This is a genomic window from Homoserinimonas sp. OAct 916, assembly GCF_003260275.1.
Lineage (GTDB): Bacteria > Actinomycetota > Actinomycetes > Actinomycetales > Microbacteriaceae > OACT-916.
Genome location: NZ_QJHB01000008.1, coordinates 207,001 through 229,019, shown reverse-complemented (window position 1 = coordinate 229,019; position 22,019 = coordinate 207,001). Strand labels below are relative to the sequence as shown.

Sequence of the window (22,019 nt, the reverse complement as noted above, 5' to 3'; positions counted from 1 at the left end):
AGTCGACGCCGGCACTCGGCGCTCGGCTACCGGCGCCCCAACGAAGTGCACTACGATTACCAAAAGCCAGCCACGGCAGCGTAAGAATTCAATCGAATCCGCTGTCCGAAATCACCGCAGCAGCCCAGCCGAAGAGGTAGGCCGGGGGACACGCAGGGCGGTTGCCGGGTTTGATTTCACGTTCTCGATCCCGAAATCGGCGTCGGTGCTATGGGCTGTCAGCGATGCTGGCACTCAGGCGTTGATCGTGCGAGCGCACCATGCGGCAGTTGCGGAGATGGTTGCGTTCATGGAGCGGGAGGTTGCGACCACCAGGACCGGTGCAACCGGGGGTGACGGCGCGGTTGCACAGGTCGACGTGACCGGGCTTGTCGCCACCGCCTTCGATCACTACGACTCGCGTGCGGGAGACCCACACCTGCATACGCATGTCGTGCTCAGCAACAAGGTTCGTACCGTGCTGGATGAGAAGTGGCGCTCGCTTGATGGTCGGCCGATGCACGCAGCCGTGGTCGCCCTGTCCGAACTACACGAGGCCTTGTTCGCCGACCAGCTGAGCCGGGTGCTCGGTGTCGGGTGGGAGCTGCGTGAGAGGGGCCGTGACCGCAACCCGGGGTGGGCGATCACCGGTGTGCCAGAGAACCTTGTCGGGGAGTTCTCCAGTCGCGCCCGACACATTGATCTCGAAGCTCACCGCCTCGTCGAAGAATTGGCAAAAGAACATGAACGCCGGCCGTCAAACACGACGATCATCCGGTTACGCCAGCAGGCGACCCTGAGCACACGCCCGGAGAAGGAAACACGGTCACTCGCGGACCTCGCCAGAGAATGGCGGGCGCGCGCAAGCATGCTGCTCGGCCATGACGCAACCGCATGGGCGCACACCATCAGCACAGGCGACCCCGAGCTGCTGTTGCACGCCGACGACGTGCCGCTGAAGACGATCGCAGACCTGGGCGGTGCGGTCGTCGAGGCTGTGGGGGAGAAGCGGTCGACGTGGCGGCACTGGAACCTCTACGCCGAGGCGGCAAGGCAGACGATGGGGTGGAGGTTCGCAACGACAGAGGATCGTGAAGCGATCGTTGGCATGGTCGTGGACGCCGCCGAAGAGGTCTCGTTGAAGCTCACCCCACCGGAACTGGGTTCGAGCCCCGTAGCGTTCCAGCGCGCGGACGGGACAAGCGTGTTTCGGCCCAAGCACTCGACGGTGTACTCCTCCAAGACGCTCCTCGCCGCCGAAGACAGGCTCCTGGCCGTCGCTCGCGACACAACAGGCCCGACAGTTGCCCGTGACCTGGTGGAGTCAGTGGCCGGCCGGGCTGATATGCAGGGCAGGGTTTTGGGCGAGGACCAGGCGAATGCTGTGGCATCCGTTGCCGTGTCCGGGCGCGCCCTTGACGTCCTTGTCGGGCCCGCCGGTGCCGGCAAGTCGACGGCGATGAACGCGCTGCGCCGTGCCTGGGAGGCCGAACACGGCGCGGCGTCTGTCGTCGGGTTGGCACCGTCCGCCGTAGCAGCGCAAGTGCTCGCTGACGAACTGGGAATCGGGGCGGAGAACACGGCCAAATGGTTGCAGGACCACCTCGTGCACGGCACAACGTTCACGGCAGGACAACTGGTCATCATCGACGAAGCATCCCTGGCCGGGACGCTCACCCTGGACCGGATCACAGGTCTGGCAGCCAATGAGGGCGCCAAGGTGTTACTGGTCGGTGACGGGGCGCAACTGCAATCCGTCGACGCCGGGGGAGCGTTCGCGATGCTCGTCGCCGACCGCGACGACGCACCAGAGCTCGTCGATGTGCATCGGTTCACCCACCCGTGGGAGAAGACCGCGTCTCTGGACCTCAGGCATGGCCGGACGTCTGCCATCGACTCGTATGAGGAGCACGGTCGCATCGTCGGCGGCGGCGCCGAGGATATAGCTGCGGCGGCCTACAGCGCGTGGTGTCGTGACAGTGCGGCCGGCCTGGCATCCGTTCTGATCGCCGAGACGCGCGAGACGGTGACCGAGCTCAACCTGCGCGCTCGCGCCGACCTTGTACAAGACGGTGTCGTCGACGTCACCCGCGAGGTGCGACTGCGGGAGGGGACTGCGGCATCTGTCGGCGATGTCATCATCACCCGCCGCAACGACCGCAGACTCCGCACGGGCCAGGATTGGGTGCGCAACGGTGACCGGTGGAACGTGGCCGGCGTGCGGGGCGACGGATCAGTGACTGTGCGTCGCCCCGACAGGCGGTGGGGTGGCGCGCTCGTGTTACCGGCCGACTATGTCGCCGAACACGTTGATCTCGGCTACGCCATCACCGCCCACCGTGCCCAAGGAACGACCGTTGATACCGCTCACGCCCTCATCCAGCCAACGACCACCCGCGAGAATCTGTACGTTGCCCTCACCCGCGGCCGGGAATCAAACACCGCCTACGTGGCCATCGACCGTCCCGACGACGCCCACGCCGTCCGGCACCCCGGAGACATCCAGGACGCGACCGCACGGTCCGTGCTCGACGGGGTGCTCCAGCACGTCGGCGCCGAACTCTCTGCGCATGAGACCATCACTGCCGAACAAGAAATCTGGGGCACGATTGCGCGGCTTGCTGCTGAGTACGAGACGCTCGCCGCCGCAGCCCAACACGACCGCTGGGCCGACCTGCTCCGCCGATCCGGCCTCGACGAGGCAGCCGTGGAGGGAGTGATCGCCTCCGACGCGTTCGGGCCGTTCACCGCCCAGCTGCGCCGTGCCGAAGCCAACCACCACGATATGAACATGCTTTTGCCGCGGTTGGTCGCGGCGCGCGCGTTCTCTGATGCCGACGACATCGCCGCTGTGCTCCACGCCCGCGTTACCCGTGCCACGGGCAGGCCGGCCGCATCCGGGCGAACACGGCGGACACCACGGCTGGTCGCCGGGCTCATCCCGGTTGCAACAGGGTCCATGAGCGCAGACATGCGTCACGCGTTGGATGAGCGCCGCAACCTCATCGAGGAACGAGCGAGTGCGCTGGTCGAAGCTGCGGTCGGCAGACGTGAGGCTTGGATCACGGACCTCGGGGAGATTCCGCGCAACACTCACCAGGCGGGAGCATGGCGCAGGCAGGCTCGAGTCGTGGCTGCCTACCGAGATCGGTATGGCATCACCGCGAACAACACCCTCGGAGGGCCCGCCGAGAAAACCAACCAGCAGATTGACGCAACCCGAGCACGAACTGCGGCCGACCGGGCACGACAGCTCGCAGCAGATTCCGACCAACATCGGAGCCCTCTGCGTGGGCCGGGCGTTGAGCATCGTGAGCGAAGCCTGTAGATGAGGCTTCCGTAACGTCGGTCAACGCGGGTATCGGCGTATTGCCACTGGACTTGATGTGGTCGTCATAAACTCGTCATAAACTCCTCGGAAACACCCGGTACCAGCCGGGAACAGTGCACTGTAAACTGATAATCATCAAGAAGAAAATCCGCTGTAATTGCTGGAGTATCAGGTCTTTTGTTACGAGTGCGCACTACCTAATGTTCTATAAGAAATCATTCAGTGGGTTCCGGGTTCAAGTCCCGGGGGGTGCACTTTCAACAAGCGCAGAGTCCCGTAATGATCTGGCATCACGGAGTCGCCGTGTGTGCCCAGACATCCTCCACGTCACTCAAATCGTCACAATCTCGTCATAATTCCCCACAGAGTTGCCCTGGTCGGCAGTGGCCATCGGTTGGTTGGGAGTTCCGTATCCAAGCCACGAAGCGCGTGAACCGCGTGATCTTGGTTCGCAACTCTTCGGGCTTTCCGACTACTAGATCCACTTCGATCGAGATTCTTGCTACCGACGTGGTGCGCTCTCAGCTTCTCCTCAGTTGCAGAATCCGATCCTTGTCTGGTGAGTATGTCAGCCGGTGTCGTGTCTTCACGCGTTACTTCTGTGACCGCGGTGGCCGGAACAGTCACGTGGGGGCACCGGGTAGTGGCCTTCGACTGGGGTTCACAATGAGTCGGTCTGGAGGCACGCACTCCCGGCTAACCCGTTGGGGTGGTGCACTCTTCGGCTCCATCCTCGTGTTTCTCCTTGTGGGTTGTGTCTCTCAGAACCACCAGCCCACAGCGGGTTCTTCTACCTCCCCGACCGTCGTTCCGTCCCAATCGGTCGCTCCGCCGCCGTCGTCGGCGTCTGGGGCCTCGTCCGCGCCGGGTTCGGGCAGTCCTTCATCCCAGTGCTCGACGCCTGGGACGGTGGAACATGTGACTTTTGATGCGTCCAGCCAGGGCACACTCGGTGACTACCAGGTCTATCTTCCGCCTTGCTACGCCACCGCCTCGGCCACCAGGTATCCGGCACTCTATCTGTTGCACGGAGCCGGCCACGACGACGCCTACTGGCTGGATGTCGGGGTGGTCGGTGCCGCTGACGACGCCATCGAGCAGGGGAAGATCGCCCCCCTGATCATTGTCATGCCCGACGGTGGTGCCACGTTCTCTGCAGCTCGAGGTGGCGTGACGTTCGGTGATTTCCTGACCGATGAACTCATTCCACGCGTCGATGCCTCCTATCGCACCATCGCCGCGCGGGGCGGCCGCGCGATCGGTGGCATCTCGATGGGCGGTGGGGTGGCCCTCAGCATCGCTGCGAAGGCACCGACATTGTTCGTCGCCGTCGGTGGGCACAGCCCTGTGGTGAATGACCCTACGTCTTTGGCGACGGCCCTCCAAAAGGGTGGAGAGCGAGTGTGGCTCGACGTGGGTGACGGCGACTCCCTGCGGAACGGCAGCGTCGAGCTGGCGCAAGAGCTTCGTGTGCTGGGTGCTGATGTCAGCTTCGAGATGACCACGGGTAATCACGTTGAGAGCTACTGGCAGTCACACCTCGGCGAATACCTGAATTTCTACGACCAATCATTCAAGACCGCGCGGTAGATCTTGGCCCGCTCATTGTCTGGAGCAGGTCGGCGATCACTCTTCGCGTGACTGGGGAATACGCCCGAACATCGCGTCGGCAAGTGAGCCGTCCTCTCAGCGTCCTCTTGGCAATCGAACGGCACGCTGAAACCATCAACCATGAGCAGCGAACCCTGGGAGGTAGCGAAATGACTTCACGACTCAGTTCGGGCCCAAAGTCTCCTGATGCGTTGGCGGTCTGGGACGGTGATGCCATCCTGTCCCGGAGCGGCACCCTCCTGCCGTTCCTGCTGCTGGTCGTTGGCCGGCCGTGGCCCAGTATTCCCGCGCTGCCCACCATAAAACGCGTACTCGGCACACGCGTGAGAGACCTGAAATGAACAGACCAGATGTGATCACCACTGACACTCCACCGCAACCGTCACCCCTCAATGCTCCGAAACGCCGTCGGCGCTTGTGGTGGAAGATCGTCGCACTGACCGTGGGTCTGCTGATGGTCGTGCCGGTGGTCTCCTACACGGAGGCCCTGACTGCGCCAGGTTATGCGTCCTGGCAAGACCGTTCAGTGGGTTGGGTACGAGACAATGGCGGTGCTGGGCTCGTGAATGCCATAGAGAACTGGTGGTACACCGTTCATGCGCCATCCAACGAGGCACCCGCCGCCGCCGTGCTGCCCGGAGTGGCGCAGCAGTACGGTGGCCCAGCCAAGGCCCAATTGTCTGCACCGAGTGGCAACGCCTCAACGGTTATCCCACCGGCGCCTGTCGCGCCCCTGGCCGGTGCAGCGACTATACCCGGTGAAGGAAAATGGACAGTCGGAGCAACAGGCGCAGCCGGGCAACCGGTAATCTACACCACATTCCTGCGGCCGGATCCGGGTCACGCGAGCGTTGTCGCCGCAGTGGCGTGGATCCCGGTCGGAGCCACGCGAGCGCATTTGGTACCGGGCACGAAGCAGCCGAGCGGGTGGAGCGGCTCGGCCGCTATTCCGAGCGCTGATATTCCGTCGTTGGTAGCCACGTTCAACTCAGGTTGGAAATTCAAAGACATGGACGGCGGCTTCTATCTGAATGGCCACGAGAATCCGGTGTTGCAACAGGGACTGGCATCGGTCGTCATCGACACGCAGGGTCGGATCACGGTGGGGGAGTGGGGCAGGGATGTGTCGATGGGCCAAGACGTGGTTGCGGTGCGGCAGAACCTGCACCTGGTGGTCGACAACGGCGCACCTGTTAGCGGATTGGACGCCAATGCCACCGGGTTGTGGGGCAGTTCGCGCAACCAGTCGCAGTACACGTGGCGGTCAGGGCTGGGCACGGATGCAGCCGGCAACCTGATCTATGTCGCCGGGAACGGCCTGACACTGCAGACCCTGGCCACGGCGATGACGGATGCGGGTATCCGCCGCGGTATGCAACTCGACATCCACTCCAAAATGGTGAACTTCGCCATCTGGGCCCACCCGGTCAACGCTGCGGCCGAGTCGACGAACCTCTTGCCGGACATGGGCGCCTCACCCACCCGGTACCTTGCTGCTGATCAGCGTGACTTCTTCTACCTGACCCTGAAATGACCCACGGAACGCGCCTGAGGAACTGACATGTCAACAATCACACACCCCCGCGGAGCGATAGCGGAGACCTGGTTCGGACAGGCGTTGACCTGTCGACTCTGGCCGCTGCTACGGACTGCGCGACCCAGACAGTGGGTCAAGAACGCTCTGGTGTTGGCGGCCCCGGCAGCGGCAGGGTCGCTGTTCTCGCCCGCAACCTTTATCCCGGTACTGGGGGCGGTCGGGGCGTTCGTGTTGGCTTCGGCCGGTACCTATTTCATTAATGATGCCTGCGACGCCTCCGCCGACCGAGTCAACCCAGCAAAAGCGTCGCGGCCTGTGGCCGCCGGAGAAATTTCCGAGCGCACCGCCTATACCGTGGGGGTTCTCTTGGTTCTTCTCGCCCTGGCGGTCGCTCTGCCGCTCGGGTGGCCGCTTGTGGCGGTTCTGGGGTCGTACTTGGTGCTCACGACGGCATACAGCCGCTGGCTGAAACACATTCCTGTCATCGATATTCTGGTGGTGGCTGCTGGTTTTGTACTGCGGGCGGTTGCCGGTGCTGTGGTCACAGGGATTGCCTTGTCGAGTTGGTTCTTATTGGTCGCGTTGTTTGGATCGTTATTCATCGTTACCGCGAAACGTTCCGCCGAACATGAGCACTACCTCGTCTCCGGCATGGCACGCGCCACCGTGCAGGGCTACCCCACGGTTTGGTTGCAGCAGGTGCTCACCCTCTCTCTCGCAGGAACAGTACTGTCGTATGCAACGTGGGCGTTGCAATACATTGGCTCTGACGTGTCGCTGCCGTTGCTGGCCGCCTCGGTAGCGCCGTTCCTGGCGGTAATGCTGCGCTACAGCCTGTTGGTCTCCCTCGGCGCCGGCGAGTCACCCGAGGCTCTGATGAGTGACCGTTTTCTGCTCGTGGCCGGTGCGTTGTGGGCGGTCGCTGTCGGCGGCGCGATCTACTTGGCCTGAACCGATGGCCGAACACGGGCTGCACCTGATCGAGCTGGGACGCTTTGCCGTCACCGGCGCAGCCGCCTGGTTCGTCGACGTCCTGGTCTTCAACCTGCTGTCGGCCGGTGCGGGGCACCTGCCTGCCAAGGTTATCTCCAGCATCGCCGCCGTCACCGTGGCTTATTTGGGCAGCCGGTACTACACCTGGCCCGGTCATCGGCCCTCATCCGGGCACCCGATCATGGTCTTCGTGGCCATCAGCGCCGCCGCGGCCGCGGTGCAGCTCGGTTGCCTGTGGCTCTCCCACGACGTGATCGGCTGGACAGGTGTGATCGCCGACAACCTGTCCGCCAACGTGGTGGGAATGGCTGCGGCAACCGCACTCAGGTTCTGGGGATTTCGAAACCTGATCTTCCGTGCACCGGCCAGGGAGTCCGTGCCCATGGGTGTACGCGGAAGCGGAGCTGTCGGATAATGAACTCGACGCTGCTGCTACTGCATACTGAACCAAACCGTATAACCGAAGTCATGCGGCCTTCACGCCCAGTGTCGGGGGTGACACGTCGACCTGCAGTCGGGAAGGACATGAGGATGCGAGTGCTGGTGGTTGAGGACGAGCCCCAACTGGCCGAGTCGGTTCGCCGGGGTCTGATCGCGGAGGGATTCAGCGTCGAGGTCGCGACCAATGGGGAGGACGGGTTGTGGACCGCAACGGAAAATACCTACGCGGTGATCGTGCTGGACATCATGTTGCCCAAGCTCAACGGCTACAAGGTGGTCGAGCAACTGCGCCAACGGGAAGTGTGGACCCCGATCCTGATGCTGACCGCCAAGGATGGGGAATATGACCTTTCGGATGCGCTCGAGTTGGGGGCTGACGACTACCTGACCAAGCCGTTCTCCTTCGTCGTGCTGGTGGCCCGGCTGCGGGCATTGATCCGTCGCGGCGCGCCCGCACGGCCTGCGCTGCTTACCGCGGGTGACCTGCAACTGGACCCGGCACGACGTTCGGTGCGGCGCGGCATCACCCCCATCTCGTTGACGCCGCGGGAGTTCGGGCTGTTGGAGCACCTGATGCGGCACCGGGGTGACGTGGTCTCCAAGACCGAGATCCTGGAGTCGGTTTGGGATCCCTTTTACGAGGGAGATCCCAACGTGGTTGAGGTCTACATCGGTTACCTGCGTCGCAAGATCGACGTCCCTTTCGAACGGCAGGCCATCGAGACGATTCGGGGTATGGGATACCGCTTGGCCGCGGAAGGCGGCTGAGAGTCAGTCACAAGAGCGGGCCGGGACGCGCGAACGCCACCGGTTCCGGATCCGCTCGCCCGCGGTGAGCCTGACCACGAAAATTGCCCGGCCCTCATCCAGGGCCGACGAGCAGTTCGGCCGAGTTGCTGCCAACCGTCAACAAGGGGTCCCCGTAAGAGTTCATCGTTGCCCCCCACGGGTGCGGGTGCGGGGGCGGATCGACGCGGGGGCATCTTCCCGACGGTGGGCAGTGCCGTCAGGGAGCGGGAGAGTCAGCCGCACCCGGGCACCACGACCGTGTTCAGGGAGAATGACGCTGGCGTCACCACCGTGCGCGAGGGCTATCTGTCTGGTGATGGCAAGCCCCAAACCTGTGCCACCCGTTGCGCGCTCACGGCTATCGTCGAGCCGCACGAAACGCTCGAAAACCCGCTCACGTTCAGCTTCCGGGATCCCCGGCCCGTCGTCGCTGACCTCCAGGCAGGCCATGCCGTCCGCGGCCCGTAGCCGCACCTGAACGGTGGTGCGCGCAAACCGGGCGGCATTGTCCATCAGGTTGCGCACCGCGCGCAGTATGTGCTGCGCGTCACCGCTGACACGCACAGATACGACATCCATCGCCACCTTTACAGTCCCCTCCGAACGGATCCGGGCGATCTCGCCGGTGACGATGTCGTCGAGGTCGACATCCTCGACGCGCATGATCAGTCCGTGCTCGTCGGAGCGCGCCAATAACAGCATGTCCGCGATCAAACGCTCCAGCCGGCGGGTCTCATCCAGCACCAGACCGCCGGCACGTTCGCGGTCCATCGCCTCGGGATGAAGCACGGCCAACTCCGTGGTCGTGCGGATGGTCGCCAGCGGGGTGCGGAGCTCATGGGAGGCATCCGCCACAAACTGGTGTTGGGCTTTCGCTGCGGCCTGGAGCCGGGCCAACATGGAATTCATGGTGTCGGCGAGTCGTGCAATCTCGTCACCGCTGTCGGGCACCGGTATACGGGCGTCCTGGTCGGTCGCAGACACCCCGGCGACCCGCTGCCGAATCGCCTCGACCGGGGCCAACGCCCTGCCCACCACCGCATAAGACGTGAGCGCCACTACCGCCAACACCAGCGGCAGGCCTATGCCCAAAAGCGTCGCCAACACCCTCGTGGCCTCTTGGGCAGCTTGCAACGGCTGCGCCGTCACGACCCGGAACACACCATCAGGAGTCTGCACCCCTTGGATCACGATCACGAACGGCTCGGCTCGGCTCGGCAACGTGTCGACCGTGTACACCAGCGATTGCCCCGGGGTGGGAGTCTTGTCGGTGATGGGCAGTCTGTCGTAGGCACGATCGGAGGCTGCGATAACCGTGCCCTGGGCGTCCAGGATCTGCACCAGGGCCACGTCTCCCACAGCAGCGTCCGGGGTTGTGATATCGACCTCGCTGACGCCCCCCTCAACGATCTCAGTGGCGATGAGGGAGGCCTGCTGCTCGGCAATCTCCGTCAGCCCGGCGATGAGTTGATGTCGTTGCAGCACTACCAACACGACCGCGGCCCCGACGAGCGCTACAGCCACCACCACCGTCGCGGCGACGGTGGTGCGCAATCGGATTCCCCGAGGAAGCCCGCGAAGCCGCCACCGTTTCATGGGCCATCCTCCTCGTCAGCGTGTGTAGTTGCTCCAGTGTGCACCCTGAGCCGCCAATGGGTACCGCAATGGCAATGCTGGTGGGTCGAGTCTGTGGAGGGACTGAGTCATCGTGCAGGCCGGATCGACGATCTGTCTGAGAGTTAGCTGTGGGACGCAGAACATTGAGATGCTCATGACGCTGGGCAGGTGTGCAGTAGTGGGTTGCCACCCGCCTCTCGTCGCGGCGGGCGATAGAATAGTTGGGGTGATGTCCACTTCTGAGATCATCGCGAGCGCGCCCCGCCGACTCACCGGCTGGGGAAGGACCGCGCCGACTACCTCCGAGGTGCTCAGAACCTCCGATGTCGGCCAGATCAAGCGGGCGGTCATCCACGTTGCCGGAGAACGTCCGGTCGGAGGCCGAGGTGTTATCGCGCGCGGCCTCGGCCGTTCGTATGGGGACGTGGCCCAATGCGCCGGCGGACTGGTCGTCGACATGACCGCCCTGAACGCCATTCACTCGATCGATCCCGTTGCCGCGACGATCGTGGCCGACGCCGGGATCGATCTCGACACCCTGATGAAAGCGGCGCTCCCGTACGGCCTGTGGGTTCCCGTTCTGCCCGGCACGCGGCAGGTCACCCTCGGCGGCGCAATCGGGTGCGATGTGCACGGCAAGAACCACCACAGTGCGGGCAGTTTCGGGGATCACGTCCTGTCGTTCGACCTTTTGGTCGCTGACGGCCGGGTCCTCGTGCTTACGCCCGGAGGGAGCACCGACGATCCCGACGGGCACCTCTTTTGGGCGACGGTCGGCGGTCTCGGACTTACCGGAATCATCCTGCGGGTCACGCTGGGCATGGTTCGCATCGAGACTGCTTACTTTCTCGCTGACGGTTTCCGAACGAAGACTCTCGATGAAACGATCTCAGTTCACTCGGACGGCTCTGAGAAGGCATACGACTACAGTTCGGCGTGGTTCGACGCAATTTCACCCCCACCTCGATTAGGGCGGGCGGTTGTCTCGCGCGGCAACCTGGCGACACTCGCGCAACTTCAGGAGTATGCACCGAAGCTCGCTCATGCGCCGCTGCACTTCTCCGGCAAGACGTTCGTGACGTTGCCAGACGTCTTCCCCAACGGCCTTGGCAACAAAATCACCTTCGGGGTGCTCGGCGCGGCATGGTACGCCAAGGGCGGCACCTACCGCCACAAGATCCAGAGCCTCACCGGCTTCTACCATCCACTCGACACGCTCGGCAAGTGGAACCGCGCCTACGGCAGTCAGGGGTTCCTCCAGTACCAGTTCGTGGTGCCGCCCGGGGCGGTGAACGAATTCAAAGTCATGCTTCGCGACATCCAGTCGTCCGGGCACTACTCGTTCCTCAACGTGTTGAAGCTGTTCGGTCACGGTAACCGGGCACCCCTGTCATACCCGATGCCTGGCTGGAATGTCTGTGTCGACTTTCCCATCCGAGCAGGGCTCAGCGAGTTTCTGACCCGCATGGATGCCCGAATCCTTGAGATCGGCGGGCGCTTGTACGCGGCCAAGGACTCCCGGACCGACGCGAAGACGTTCCACGCCATGTACCCTCGCATTGACGAATGGCTCGCCTCCCGTCGGGCCATCGACCCCCACGGCGTCTTCGTCTCGGATCTGGCCCGCCGCCTGGAACTGATCTGACCCGGCCCGGCTGAAGGAGAACCCCATGATCAACGCCGTTGGCGACCCTCAACGCATCCTGCTGATGGGGGGCACCTCCGAGATCGGCCTCGCCATCGTCGAGCAGTACCTGCGCAACGTCCCAGCGGCCGTCGTGCTCGCCTGTCGGCCTGCTGGTATCGGGGCAGAAGACGCCGTCGCGCGGCTACGCGCGGCGGGGGCCGAAGACGTTCGCACCATCGACTTCGACGCGAGCGCCACCGAGACCCACGATGCTGTCCTCGCTGACGCGTGGTCAGCCGGTGACGTCGATCTGGCTATCGTGGCGTTCGGGTTGCTGGGCGATCAAGAGGAACTCTGGCAGGATCAGGTCAAGGCCGTGACAGCATGCCAGGTGAACTTCACCGGGGCGGTGAGTGTCGGCGTCCTACTCGGAAAGCGCATGAGCGCCCAGGGCTTTGGGCAGATCGTCGCGATGAGTTCGGTGGCCGGTCTGAAGGTGCGCCGCTCGAACTTCGTCTACGGCGCGACCAAGGCGGGTTTCGACGGTTTCTACCGGAACCTGGGTGAGGCGCTCAATCCCGCGGGCGTCCACGTGCTCGTAGTGCGTCCCGGCCGAGTCCGCACGCGCATGTCTGTCGGTGTGAAGGAGGCCCCGTTGACCGTTGATGCAAGCCAGGTCGCCCGGCTCGTCCACGATGGAGTCCGCAGCGGCAAACGGGTCATCTGGGCTCCTGCCGCATTCAAGCTGGTCATGCTTGTGCTGGCGCATGTCCCGGCGTCGATCTTTCGCAAGCTTTCTATCTGACCCTGTCTGGGCACGACATCCGGCGTTTCCTCCAAACGCCGACCTACACCCGATACGTCTCCCAGAAGTTGAATCAGTTCGGAGAAAAGGAGGTCACCAGACCCACCGCGGCGCCGGCTATCTGATGGCGATTGGCGAATGTTCTTCCGACGGCTCACCATCACCCACCCTCGTCTTTGCTGAGCCCGGCGAGTGTGCGCAGCGCATGCAGCCCCTGCTCGCTTCCCGGCCAATGCTTGTCGAGCGCGGCAGCACCCGCGTGGTGGGTGACGAAGCGGAGGACCACCGCCACCACGATGGCGTCGTCTGCGTATCCGATCACGGGAATGAAATCGGGGATCAGGTCGATTGGGAGCAGCAAGTAGATCAACAGTGCGAATAGCCCGATCCGCACTCCGCGCGGAACACTTTTGTCGGCAGCAAGCCGACGCACCAGGCGAATCACGTCAGGTACCAACCTGAGCGCGTCGCGAAGCGTCATCGCATCTGGTTGGCCACGCGCAGCTGCCCACAGCAACGCGAGAAGAACCAACCAGAGCAAGAACAGGCCGCCGAGGATGCTGATCAATATCTGCCACCACATCACGGACTGACTTTGCGGCCGTTCGGGCGCACGAAGAGTAGCGCGAACGTGACAACCGCAGCTGCTTGGATGACGAGCGTCACAATGATGAGTGCGGTAATCGAGACACCATACAGTGCGCCTGCCATGATGCCGCCGACGGCCGTCGCGACGCCGACGATGGCGGCGTAGATCCCATACGCGGTGCCCCGGCGATCCGGCGGCACGAGGTCGGCGACAGTCGCGCGCAACGTCGATTCCTGGATGCCGAGTGCCGCACCCCACAGCAATGATCCGGCGACGACCGATGCGAGAACGTCGGTGAATGCGAGCACCGGCACGGCCGCGGCGATCAGAGGAAGCAGCAGGAGAACCCGCGGGCCGAACCTGTCGTACGCCCATCCGGTGCCCAGAGCGACGATCGCGTCGACGGCCATGACGCCCGCGTACAGCAACGGAACGGCTGCGGCCGGAAGGACGTCTCGCTCGACCATGTGGAAGGACAGAACGCCGAACGTGGCGAATCCGGTCATCGTCATCGCGGTGAAACCGGAGTACTCCCAGAACGCTCGGGGAAGACGCCGCCCGTGTGGACCGGTCGTGATAGTTGGTTCAGCATGAGCTGCCTCGGACGTCTCGTAGCCGACCGGTTCCGGCACACGCGCACGAAGCCACACCAGTAGCGCCAACGCAGCGACCGCAGGCAGTGCCAGTACAGCGAGGGACGGCGCGTATTGTCCGCCCGTGATGATCAGCATCAGCGCGACAACCAGCGGCCCGATGACCGCGCCTACCTGATCCATCGCCTCCTGCACGGCGAACCCGCGGCCGCGCCCTGTCGCGGACGTCGCGTAGGACAGGAGTGTGTCCTTGGCTGGCGATCGCACCGCTTTACCCACGCGTTCGGCAATGACGAGGGCGCAGGCCACCCAGAGCGTCCCGGTCAGCCCCAGCGTCGGAACACTGACGAATGTCACCGCGTACCCGGCGATGACCCACCCCCAGAAGCGCTTGGTTCGGTCGGCAAGCGGTCCGGAGACCAGGCGGAGCACCAGCGCCGCGCCTTCGCCGACGCCGGTGACGACACCGACAACGACAGCGGTGGCGCCGAGATGGGCCAGCAGGGGCCCGGTGATGGACCGGGCGCCCTCGTAGACGAAGTCGGACAGCAGGCTGATAAAGCCGAACGTGACAACGAACCGCCAGGCGCCCAACGTCCGCGGTCGTTCGCCGGTCATGGTCACGCTCCCTCGGTTCTCACCGTGGCCAGCACCATGGTGCCGACGGCACGTATACCTATTCTGCGCTTCCGGCGGGGATAATCATCAGTGCGAGGACCGAAACTGCGGCGTCGACCCCGTCACCGAGGATGCGTGCCGCGGTGGGGCTCGTCATGAAACGCGGCGGGACGTGCTCCGAATTATCTGGTCATTCAACGCTCGTCAGCAGAACGAACCCATCGTGCGAGAGTTTTACCGAACATCAATGATCCCCATCATCCCGAGATCTTCGTGGTCGAGGATGTGGCAGTGATACACCGTTCTACCGGTGAAGTCTTCGAACGGGATGCGTACTCGGACACTGCTGTTGGCCGGCACGTTGACGACGTCCTGCCACTCGGGGGAGTCATCCCCGTTCAATGAGGGGTCGACGATTTGCATCGGCCACACGTGCAGGTGGATCGGGTGATCCATCAGCGATGTGTTGGTCAGGGTCCACTCCTCGATCGCGCCAGCCTCAACGAGGGTATCGACCCGGGTGGGATCGAACGGCTTCCCATCGACGGTGAAGCTCATCATGCCGGAGCCCATGCCCATTCCCATTCCCATGGCGAAGGTCAGCTCTCGGCGGCCTGTTACGTGTTCGGTTCGCAGATCTCGAGGCGCAGCCTGTTTCGGCACCGGTGGGAGCAACGCGGTATCCGTGTGGTCTCCGGCGACGCCGAGGGTGAGAAGATCTGCACCGGTGGAAGCAGTAGCGCCACCCATCATCATCCCTGTGTTGCCTCGATCGACCGGCAGGGTGCGCAGAACCGACTGCCCGGCCGCCATCGTGATCAGCAAATCTGCCCGGTTACCCGGGCGCAAGAGCACTTCTTCGACATCGCGTGGGGTTCCGAAGCGGCCGGAGTCGATGCCGAGCAGCTTCATCGATTGGCCGTCGAGGCGCAGGTCGAGGTACCGAGACGCACACGCGTTGACGATGCGCCACCGCTCCCGAGCCGAGGGTGCAGAAGTCAGGTGAGGGGTGCTTTGGCCGTTGACGAGCACGATTGTGCCCTCCCGACCCATCATCCGATCCGTCGGGGCGGGGGGCGGGATTCTGCCCGCGGCGTCGAGGGTGGTATCCGAAATGACGAGAACCCGCTCCCGGGTCACCGGGATCGGCGTCGGGTCCTCCACGATGATCGCCCCATACAGGCCGCCGAACACCTGTTCGGCAACCATGCCGTGGTGGTGCGGGTGATACCAGTACACGCCGGGCGGGTGGTCCTCGGGCAGCCGGTATTCATAGTCGAAGGAGCTACCTGCCTCGATCGCCAGGAACACGTTGTCGTTGTTGCCCTCGGGCGAGACGTGTAACCCGTGCACGTGCAGATTGGTGACTGATTTCAGTTGGTTCTGCAGAGTGACGTGCAACAGGTCTCCGGGCCGAAGAAGCAGGGTCGGCCCGGGAATCCCGCCATTGTAGGAGAGGGCCGTCGCGTCTCGGCCGGCAATACTGGTCGGACCTCCCGCTGCCGTCAGCCGCACGTGCAGGGTCCCGCCTGAACTGCGGAGAATTTTCGGCTCGACCAGGTTTGCCTCGACGAAGGCTGGCCCGGTCGGCCCGGCACGGTTCGGCAGGCTGGAGGGGCCGGCGGCCGACGTCCAACCCGCGATGAGGCCGGTCCCACCGACGAGCACACCGGCAACGCCGACCCCGCCCAGTATGAGAACGTCCCTGCGGCTGATCGGTTGCATCAGCGCCCTTCGCCGAGCGCTGTGAGCCGTTCTCGATACTCCTCAGTGGTCAGCTCACCCCTGGCGTAGCGTTCGTCGAGGATCTGACGGGCTTGGCTCTTCGCCTCCGCACCGGGTGCGGCAGGAGGATTTCCATTCACCCCAGCCCGTTTGACTCCGCCGACGGCGATCCACACGATCACAACTATCAAAACGAGGAGGCCGGCCACGGCCAGCAGCCCGAACAGCCACATCCACCACATGTTGAAGCCAAATCCGTACATCATTCGATGGTTCCTTCTTCCTCCCCCATCACTGGATACCTGCTGAAAACTTGTGAGGCGGGTGATTGCGCGGGATGCCTCGCTGCTCGTGCCCGCGTTCTGTGCCCGGGAGACGCCGCGTCTGCGGTGTTCATCGAGCGACTCCGGCGTGAGGGCTTTGAGCCGTGTGCTGCTCCAGCAATCTGGCGGTGCTGCCTTCCGGCGTCAGATCGAGGCGGCGCAGCACCTGGGCGTTCAGTGCCACAACCACGGTGGAGGCAGACATCAGGATGGCGCCAACACTCATCGGGAGGATGAACCCGATGGGGGCCAGCACCCCGGCCGCCAGGGGCACCGCGATGATGTTGTAGCCGGCCGCCCACCACAGGTTCTGCTTCATCTTGCGGTATGCGGCCCGGGAGAGTTCGATCACCGAGAGCACCGAGCGGGGGTCGGAGCTGGCCAGGATCACCCCGGCCGATCCGATTGCGACGTCTGTTCCAGCACCGATCGCGATACCGACATCGGCCTGGGCAAGCGCGGGGGCATCGTTGACGCCATCGCCCACCATGGCGACCTTGCGTCCCTCAGCCTGCAACTCGGCGACTTTCGCAGCCTTTTCCTGCGGCCGTATGCCGGCGAAGACCCGGTCGATACCCAGTTCTGCGGCCACGGTCTCGGCGACGGCCTCGGCGTCTCCGGTGATCATGACGACCTCAATATTGAGGGCGTGGAGCGCATTGATGGCGGCGCGGGATTCGGGGCGAATTTCATCGGCCAGCCGCAATGCCCCGATGATCTCGTCGTCAGCCAGTACGTGCAAGATGATCGCTCCCTCCTTGCGCCACTGGTCGGCGATCGACAACTCGTCCAACCCGTGCTCGTCGAGGAGGTAGGGCCCGCCGACACGAATCACCACTCCATCAACGGTGGCGGTCACCCCAACGGCTGGGGACGAGGAGAAGCCTGATGCGCTGGGCACTGTCAGTTGGCGTGAGTGCGCCGCACCGATAATGGCTCTGGCCAGCGGATGCTCACTGTCGGTCTCGGCTGCAGCGGCCAGCGCCAGCACCTCGCCGTCCTCGCGCCCCGCCACGGGTTCGACCGCGGTGACAGTCGGTTCGCCCTTCGTCAGAGTTCCGGTCTTGTCGAACAGCACAGCGTCGACCGTGCGCATGGATTCCAGCGCCAGACGGTCCTTGATCAGGACGCCCCCGCGCGCAGCCCGTTCGGTGGCGATGCCGACCACCAACGGGATCGCCAGGCCCAGGGCGTGCGGGCAGGCGATGACCAGCACGGTGATGCTGAGAGCCACAGCAGTGGTGGGCAGGCCGACCAGGCTCCAGAGGATCGCGGTGATCGCGGCGGCGCTCAGGGCGAACCAGAACAGCCACGCGGCGGCCGTGTCGGCAATCCGCTGGGCGCGAGACGAGGACGCCTGGGCATCGGCGACAAGTTTCTGGATGCCAGCCAAGGCGGTGTCTGCGCCGATCGCCGTGACCTCGACTCGCAGCCCCGAGTCTGTCGCCACCGTGCCGGCGACCACGTGGTCGCCGTCCTGTTTGCGGACCGGCCTCGATTCGCCTGTGATCATTGATTCGTCCACGCTGGCGGAGCCATCAACGATTTTCCCATCGGCGGGAACCGCAGCTCCCGGCCGCACAATCACCACATCACCGACTACCAGTTCGGTGGGGGCGACCTTCACGACATCGTCACCATCCACCTTTTCGGCCTCATCGGGCAGGAGCGCCGCCAACGAGTCCAGGGCGGAGGTGGTCTGGGCCAGGGAACGCATCTCGATCCAGTGGCCCAGCAGCATGATGACGACCAGCAGGGCCAGTTCCCACCAGAAGTTCAGTTCAGGACCGAGCACGCCCAGGGTTGACCCCCAGGAGGCGACGAATGCCACCGTGATCGCCAGACCGATGAGCAGCATCATCCCCGGCTTGCGGGAGCGTATCTCCGAGACCGCGCCGGTCAGAAACGGTGAGCCACCCCAGAAGTAGACGACGGTGCCCAGCACCGGGGAGACCCACCACACCCACCCTGCGTTCGGCAATTGATAACCGATCAGATCGGCGAACATGGGGTTGAGCGCAACAACCGGTACGGCCAGAACGAACATGATCCAGAACAGCCGTCGGAACTGGCCCACATGATCGCCGTGACCACCATGTTCATCATGCCTGCCGGTCCGGGAGGCGTTGCCTGCGTGGTCGCCGTGACTGTGGTGCGGTGCTTCAGCGGAGCCGCTTACTTCGTGGAGACGGTCTTTTGTCGGCGCGGAGCGTTCATGATCATCGCGGGGAATAGTCATACATCCACAGTATACCCCCTAGGGGTATTGGTCCAGAGGAGGGGGACCAGATCGTTCGAGGTGGCGATACCGTCTGTCCCGATCACTGCAGTACACGTCTGGATCGTGCGTCCACAGCGCTTGCAGGTCATTCCGGTTACCCTTATCGTGTCCCGGCGCAGGAATGCCGACTGAGCCAATGCACACGTTGTGGAAGGGGAACCTCATGCCTGTGCAGCACAACAACCGCGCCCGACGGCACACGCCGCCGAGTGTGATTGCCGCTCTCGTCATCGCCGTGTTGGCTCTCACAGGCTGCTCGTCGCCTGTGGCAGAGCACACTCCGCCTGCGTCAGGGGACGCGATCATCGCTGATCACGGCCTCGAAGGACTCGATGCGAAGCAGATCATCGAGAAATTGGACACCATGTTGCTGGCCGACCGTCCGTCCGATCTGATCGCATCCGTGCGTCCCCGCGAACTGCTCCTCACCGATGACCAGGAACGGGCGTCAACCGTGCCGATGCCCGACGATGAGTTCTACGTCTCGCTCGCCCCTTACGTGGACCACACGCACGAGTGCTTCTTCCACAGCCTCACGACGTGTCGCGGTGAGCTCCAGAACGAAGACATCGATGTCACAGTCGTGGATGACGCAACCGCTGAGACGGTGATCGACCAGACCCTCCGAACCTACGACAACGGATTCATCGGCCTCTGGCTGCCACGGGGACTTAATGCCACCCTCACCATCCAGCACGAGGGCCGCACGGTGACATCCGCCATTTCCACCATCAGCGATGAAGACCCTACCTGTCTGACGGCACTCCGACTGCTATGACGGCGCTCGCTGCATGCATCCAGGGCCCGGGGGCGCCGTGAGCGGATCCCAACCGAGCCTGGCCCGACGGCTGGGTACCGGGGATGCGGTGGTCATCGGGCTGGGTTCGATGCTCGGGGCCGGCGTGTTCGCGGCGTTCGGGCCAGCCGCGAAAGCAGCCGGGAGTGGGTTGCTGATCGGGTTGGCGATCGCGGCGGTGATCGCCTACTGCAACGCCACCGCCTCCGCACAACTGGCCGCGGCCCACCCGACTTCAGGCGGAACCTATGTCTATGGGCGCGAACGCCTGGGCCCGTGGTGGGGATTCACCGCCGGGTGGGGGTTCGTGGTCGGCAAGACCGCTTCATGTGCGGCAATGGCGTTGACTTTCGCCACCTACGCGATCCCCGGGCCTTCGTGGATGCAACGGATCGTCGCCGTCGTCGGGGTACTCGCGCTGACCGCCTTGAACTACCGGGGCGTGACAAAGACTGTCGCACTGACCCACATACTGGTGACCCTCACCCTGATTGCGTTGAGCGCGGTGGTTATCGGCATCGCCGTCGGAGGCGGTGCACGCATCGACAATCTGGGAGGGGTCGACGCGCTGGGTTCCGGTGGTCTTTACGGGATCCTTCAATCAGCGGGGTTGTTGTTCTTCGCGTTCGCCGGTTACGCCCGCATCGCCACCATGGGTGAAGAGGTGCGCGACCCCCAGCGCACCATCCCCAAAGCCATACCGATCGCACTGGCCATAGTCGTCGTCATCTACCTGGTCGTTGCTGTCGCGGCGCTGCTCGCCGCCGGCCCCGACCGTCTCGCCACATCCACCGCCCCGCTGGCCGAGGCAGTACGCGCCGCGGGCGCACCAGGGTTGGTTCCCGTGGTGCGGGCCGGTGCGGCAGTGGCCAGCCTCGGCGCACTGTTGGCGCTGATCGCGGGAATCGGTCGCACCAGCCTGGCGATGGCACGGAACCGCGACCTGCCCACGTGGCTGGCGGCCGTGCACCCCCGCTACCGGGTGCCCCACCACGCCGAAGCAGGCCTCGCCGTGATCGTGAGCATCCTGGTGCTCACCACCGACCTGCGTAGCGTGATCGGGTTCTCCTCCTTCGGCGTCCTCGTCTACTACGGCATCGCCAACGCCTCGGCGCTCACGCAACCCCCCGGTCAACGCCGCTGGCCCCGGGCGCTGCATGTGCTCGGCTTCATCGGCTGCGCGGTTCTGGTCGCCACCCTCCCGCTCGTGTCTGTGGTCACTGGGCTGATCATGTTCGCGCTCGGCCTGACCGGCCGCTGGCTGATCCTGCGACGCCGCAACCGCAGCAACACCCACAAAAGTTGAGCCCGCCCGCGAACGGCGGGCTCACACGCATCCGATCATCAGGTCTGGTCGTCAGTCACAGCGGTAGTCGCGTTCTTCCTCACTGATTCGATGCACCGCTTGCCGGGCGATGGCTGCGGAGTAGCCTGAAAATTGTGGATGCGTCTACAGAGAGTCCGCTTGTGTGTGTCGATCATTTTCGGATGGACTTCGGGAAAACGACGGTTATTCGAGACCTCTCGTTCGATGTTCGGCGTGGTGAGACGTTCGGGTTCCTCGGCAGCAATGGCTCAGGCAAGACCACAACGATTCGGGCACTCTTGGGCATCTACCAGCCAACGGCGGGAACTCTGCACATCGACGGGCGCCCCTTCAAGCCGGAGAACGGTGATCGGCTCGGATATCTGCCTGAAGAGCGCGGTCTCTACAAGAAGGAGTCCGTGATCGACGTGATGACGTACTTCGGCATCCTCAAGGACCTGGGCCGTCAACAGGCACGGGCGTGGTCCCTCGACTTTCTCCAACGGGTGGGCCTAGCAGACAAGGAGAAGACGCGCGTTGACAAACTCTCCGGAGGCCAGCAGCAGAAGATCCAACTCGGCGTGACCATCATGAACGATCCCGAACTGCTGATTCTTGACGAGCCCACGAAAGGGTTCGACCCAGTGAACAGGCGACTGGTGATGGAGATCATCGACGACCGCAAGAAGGCCGGTGCAACGGTGATGATGGTCACCCACCAGATGGAGGAGGTCGAACGCCTGTGTGACCGGATCATCCTGTTGAAAGACGGGACATCCAGGGCCTATGGGACGGTGAAAGATGTTCAGGACTCCTTCGGGGGAACCATCATTCAGCTCGATTTCACCGGCACAGTGCCAGCGTCTGATTCCTATTCGATCCCACTCAACCGGGGCGGACACGCCGAGCTCGAAATCGACGTCGGTACCGATCCGGCGTCGATTCTTCACGAGTTGCTCTCCAACGGGGTCTCTGTGAGCTCATTCACCCCGACGCGCAAGTCGCTGGATGACATCTTCGTTGAGGTCTACGGCGACCAGGCGGAGGGTGGGGAGTAG

The 22,019-nt window shown here is 64.0% G+C and carries 17 protein-coding genes and 1 pseudogene; 12 read left to right on the top strand and 6 right to left on the bottom strand.

Annotation, left to right across the window (positions count from 1 at the left end; translation table 11 throughout):
- Positions 1-91: 91 nt before the first annotated feature.
- The 7 genes from mobF (at position 92) to DL891_RS11360 (ending at position 8,660) form a co-directional block, all read left to right on the top strand.
- Complete coding sequence (gene mobF / locus DL891_RS11385; RefSeq protein ID WP_255563093.1) at positions 92-3,307, top strand: MobF family relaxase; 3,216 nt, start codon at positions 92-94, stop codon at positions 3,305-3,307.
- Between the two features lie 921 nt (positions 3,308-4,228).
- Positions 4,229-4,900 carry an esterase family protein gene (locus tag DL891_RS17125; protein ID WP_157962482.1) on the top strand — a complete coding sequence of 224 codons (672 nt, stop codon included), beginning with the start codon at positions 4,229-4,231 and terminating at the stop codon, positions 4,898-4,900.
- A 170-nt stretch (positions 4,901-5,070) separates the two neighbouring features.
- A complete protein-coding gene (locus tag DL891_RS17120; protein ID WP_157962481.1) occupies positions 5,071-5,262 on the top strand; it encodes a hypothetical protein in 192 nt (63 codons plus the stop codon).
- Positions 5,259-6,455, top strand: a complete 1,197-nt coding sequence (locus DL891_RS11375) for a hypothetical protein (protein ID WP_157962480.1) — start codon at positions 5,259-5,261, stop codon at positions 6,453-6,455. Before DL891_RS17120 ends, DL891_RS11375 begins: the two co-directional genes overlap by 4 nt.
- Positions 6,456-6,482: 27 nt before the next feature.
- Entirely contained in the window at positions 6,483-7,409 is a 927-nt protein-coding gene (locus DL891_RS11370; protein WP_111720541.1) for a decaprenyl-phosphate phosphoribosyltransferase, read from the top strand.
- 4 nt (positions 7,410-7,413) lie between these two features.
- Positions 7,414-7,866, top strand: a complete 453-nt coding sequence (locus DL891_RS11365) for a GtrA family protein (protein ID WP_111720540.1) — start codon at positions 7,414-7,416, stop codon at positions 7,864-7,866.
- Between the two features lie 116 nt (positions 7,867-7,982).
- Positions 7,983-8,660: a response regulator transcription factor gene (locus DL891_RS11360; RefSeq protein WP_111720539.1), complete on the top strand. Its 678-nt coding sequence runs from the start codon at positions 7,983-7,985 to the stop codon at positions 8,658-8,660.
- 162 nt (positions 8,661-8,822) lie between these two features.
- On the opposite strand, the gene DL891_RS11355 is transcribed toward DL891_RS11360, so the two are convergent.
- Positions 8,823-10,277 carry a cell wall metabolism sensor histidine kinase WalK gene (locus DL891_RS11355; RefSeq protein ID WP_111720538.1) on the bottom strand — a complete coding sequence of 485 codons (1,455 nt, stop codon included), beginning with the start codon at positions 10,275-10,277 and terminating at the stop codon, positions 8,823-8,825.
- 250 nt (positions 10,278-10,527) lie between these two features.
- On the opposite strand from DL891_RS11355, the gene DL891_RS11350 reads away from it, so the two are divergent.
- Together DL891_RS11350 and DL891_RS11345 are read left to right on the top strand one after the other, a co-directional pair.
- Positions 10,528-11,943 carry an FAD-binding oxidoreductase gene (locus DL891_RS11350; RefSeq protein ID WP_111720537.1) on the top strand — a complete coding sequence of 472 codons (1,416 nt, stop codon included), beginning with the start codon at positions 10,528-10,530 and terminating at the stop codon, positions 11,941-11,943.
- 25 nt (positions 11,944-11,968) lie between these two features.
- Positions 11,969-12,730 (top strand): decaprenylphospho-beta-D-erythro-pentofuranosid-2-ulose 2-reductase, encoded by a 762-nt coding sequence (locus DL891_RS11345; protein ID WP_111720536.1) that lies wholly within the window; start codon positions 11,969-11,971, stop codon positions 12,728-12,730.
- Positions 12,731-12,890: 160 nt separating this feature from the next.
- Here the strand turns inward: DL891_RS11345 and DL891_RS11340 are convergent, their stop codons facing one another.
- The 5 genes and pseudogenes from DL891_RS11340 to DL891_RS11320 form a co-directional block, all read right to left on the bottom strand.
- Positions 12,891-13,313, bottom strand: a complete 423-nt coding sequence (locus DL891_RS11340) for a YkvA family protein (RefSeq protein WP_111720535.1) — start codon at positions 13,311-13,313, stop codon at positions 12,891-12,893.
- Positions 13,313-14,530, bottom strand: a complete 1,218-nt coding sequence (locus DL891_RS11335; RefSeq protein WP_111720534.1) for an MFS transporter — start codon at positions 14,528-14,530, stop codon at positions 13,313-13,315. Before DL891_RS11335 ends, DL891_RS11340 begins: the two co-directional genes overlap by 1 nt.
- 234 nt (positions 14,531-14,764) lie before the next feature.
- Complete coding sequence (locus DL891_RS11330; protein WP_111720533.1) at positions 14,765-16,255, bottom strand: multicopper oxidase family protein; 1,491 nt, start codon at positions 16,253-16,255, stop codon at positions 14,765-14,767.
- Positions 16,255-16,521, bottom strand: coding sequence for an SHOCT domain-containing protein (locus DL891_RS11325; protein ID WP_111720532.1), 267 nt, complete (start codon positions 16,519-16,521; stop codon positions 16,255-16,257). Before DL891_RS11325 ends, DL891_RS11330 begins: the two co-directional genes overlap by 1 nt.
- Before the next feature lie 127 nt (positions 16,522-16,648).
- A pseudogene (locus DL891_RS11320) lies at positions 16,649-18,691 on the bottom strand (heavy metal translocating P-type ATPase); the annotation flags it as partial.
- A 331-nt stretch (positions 18,692-19,022) separates the two neighbouring features.
- Here DL891_RS11320 and DL891_RS11310 point away from each other — a divergent pair.
- From DL891_RS11310 to DL891_RS11300, 3 genes are all read left to right on the top strand, one after another.
- Positions 19,023-19,637, top strand: a complete 615-nt coding sequence (locus DL891_RS11310) for a CueP family metal-binding protein (RefSeq protein ID WP_111720565.1) — start codon at positions 19,023-19,025, stop codon at positions 19,635-19,637.
- 109 nt (positions 19,638-19,746) lie between these two features.
- Positions 19,747-20,961 (top strand): APC family permease, encoded by a 1,215-nt coding sequence (locus tag DL891_RS11305; RefSeq protein ID WP_232819130.1) that lies wholly within the window; start codon positions 19,747-19,749, stop codon positions 20,959-20,961.
- A gap of 182 nt (positions 20,962-21,143) precedes the next feature.
- Positions 21,144-22,019, top strand: a complete 876-nt coding sequence (locus DL891_RS11300; RefSeq protein WP_111720529.1) for an ABC transporter ATP-binding protein — start codon at positions 21,144-21,146, stop codon at positions 22,017-22,019.

Coding starts and splice junctions, on each gene's coding strand:
- DL891_RS17120 (WP_157962481.1), top strand. CDS start 5,071: ATGACTTCACGACTCAGTTCGGGCCCAAAGTCTCCTGATGCGTTGGCG.
- DL891_RS11375 (WP_157962480.1), top strand. CDS start 5,259: ATGAACAGACCAGATGTGATCACCACTGACACTCCACCGCAACCGTCA.
- DL891_RS11370 (WP_111720541.1), top strand. CDS start 6,483: ATGTCAACAATCACACACCCCCGCGGAGCGATAGCGGAGACCTGGTTC.
- DL891_RS11365 (WP_111720540.1), top strand. CDS start 7,414: ATGGCCGAACACGGGCTGCACCTGATCGAGCTGGGACGCTTTGCCGTC.
- DL891_RS11360 (WP_111720539.1), top strand. CDS start 7,983: ATGCGAGTGCTGGTGGTTGAGGACGAGCCCCAACTGGCCGAGTCGGTT.
- DL891_RS11355 (WP_111720538.1), bottom strand. CDS start 10,277: ATGAAACGGTGGCGGCTTCGCGGGCTTCCTCGGGGAATCCGATTGCGC.
- DL891_RS11350 (WP_111720537.1), top strand. CDS start 10,528: ATGTCCACTTCTGAGATCATCGCGAGCGCGCCCCGCCGACTCACCGGC.
- DL891_RS11345 (WP_111720536.1), top strand. CDS start 11,969: ATGATCAACGCCGTTGGCGACCCTCAACGCATCCTGCTGATGGGGGGC.
- DL891_RS11340 (WP_111720535.1), bottom strand. CDS start 13,313: ATGTGGTGGCAGATATTGATCAGCATCCTCGGCGGCCTGTTCTTGCTC.
- DL891_RS11335 (WP_111720534.1), bottom strand. CDS start 14,530: ATGACCGGCGAACGACCGCGGACGTTGGGCGCCTGGCGGTTCGTTGTC.
- DL891_RS11330 (WP_111720533.1), bottom strand. CDS start 16,255: ATGCAACCGATCAGCCGCAGGGACGTTCTCATACTGGGCGGGGTCGGC.
- DL891_RS11325 (WP_111720532.1), bottom strand. CDS start 16,521: ATGATGTACGGATTTGGCTTCAACATGTGGTGGATGTGGCTGTTCGGG.
- DL891_RS11310 (WP_111720565.1), top strand. CDS start 19,023: ATGCCTGTGCAGCACAACAACCGCGCCCGACGGCACACGCCGCCGAGT.
- DL891_RS11305 (WP_232819130.1), top strand. CDS start 19,747: ATGCTCGGGGCCGGCGTGTTCGCGGCGTTCGGGCCAGCCGCGAAAGCA.
- DL891_RS11300 (WP_111720529.1), top strand. CDS start 21,144: ATGGACTTCGGGAAAACGACGGTTATTCGAGACCTCTCGTTCGATGTT.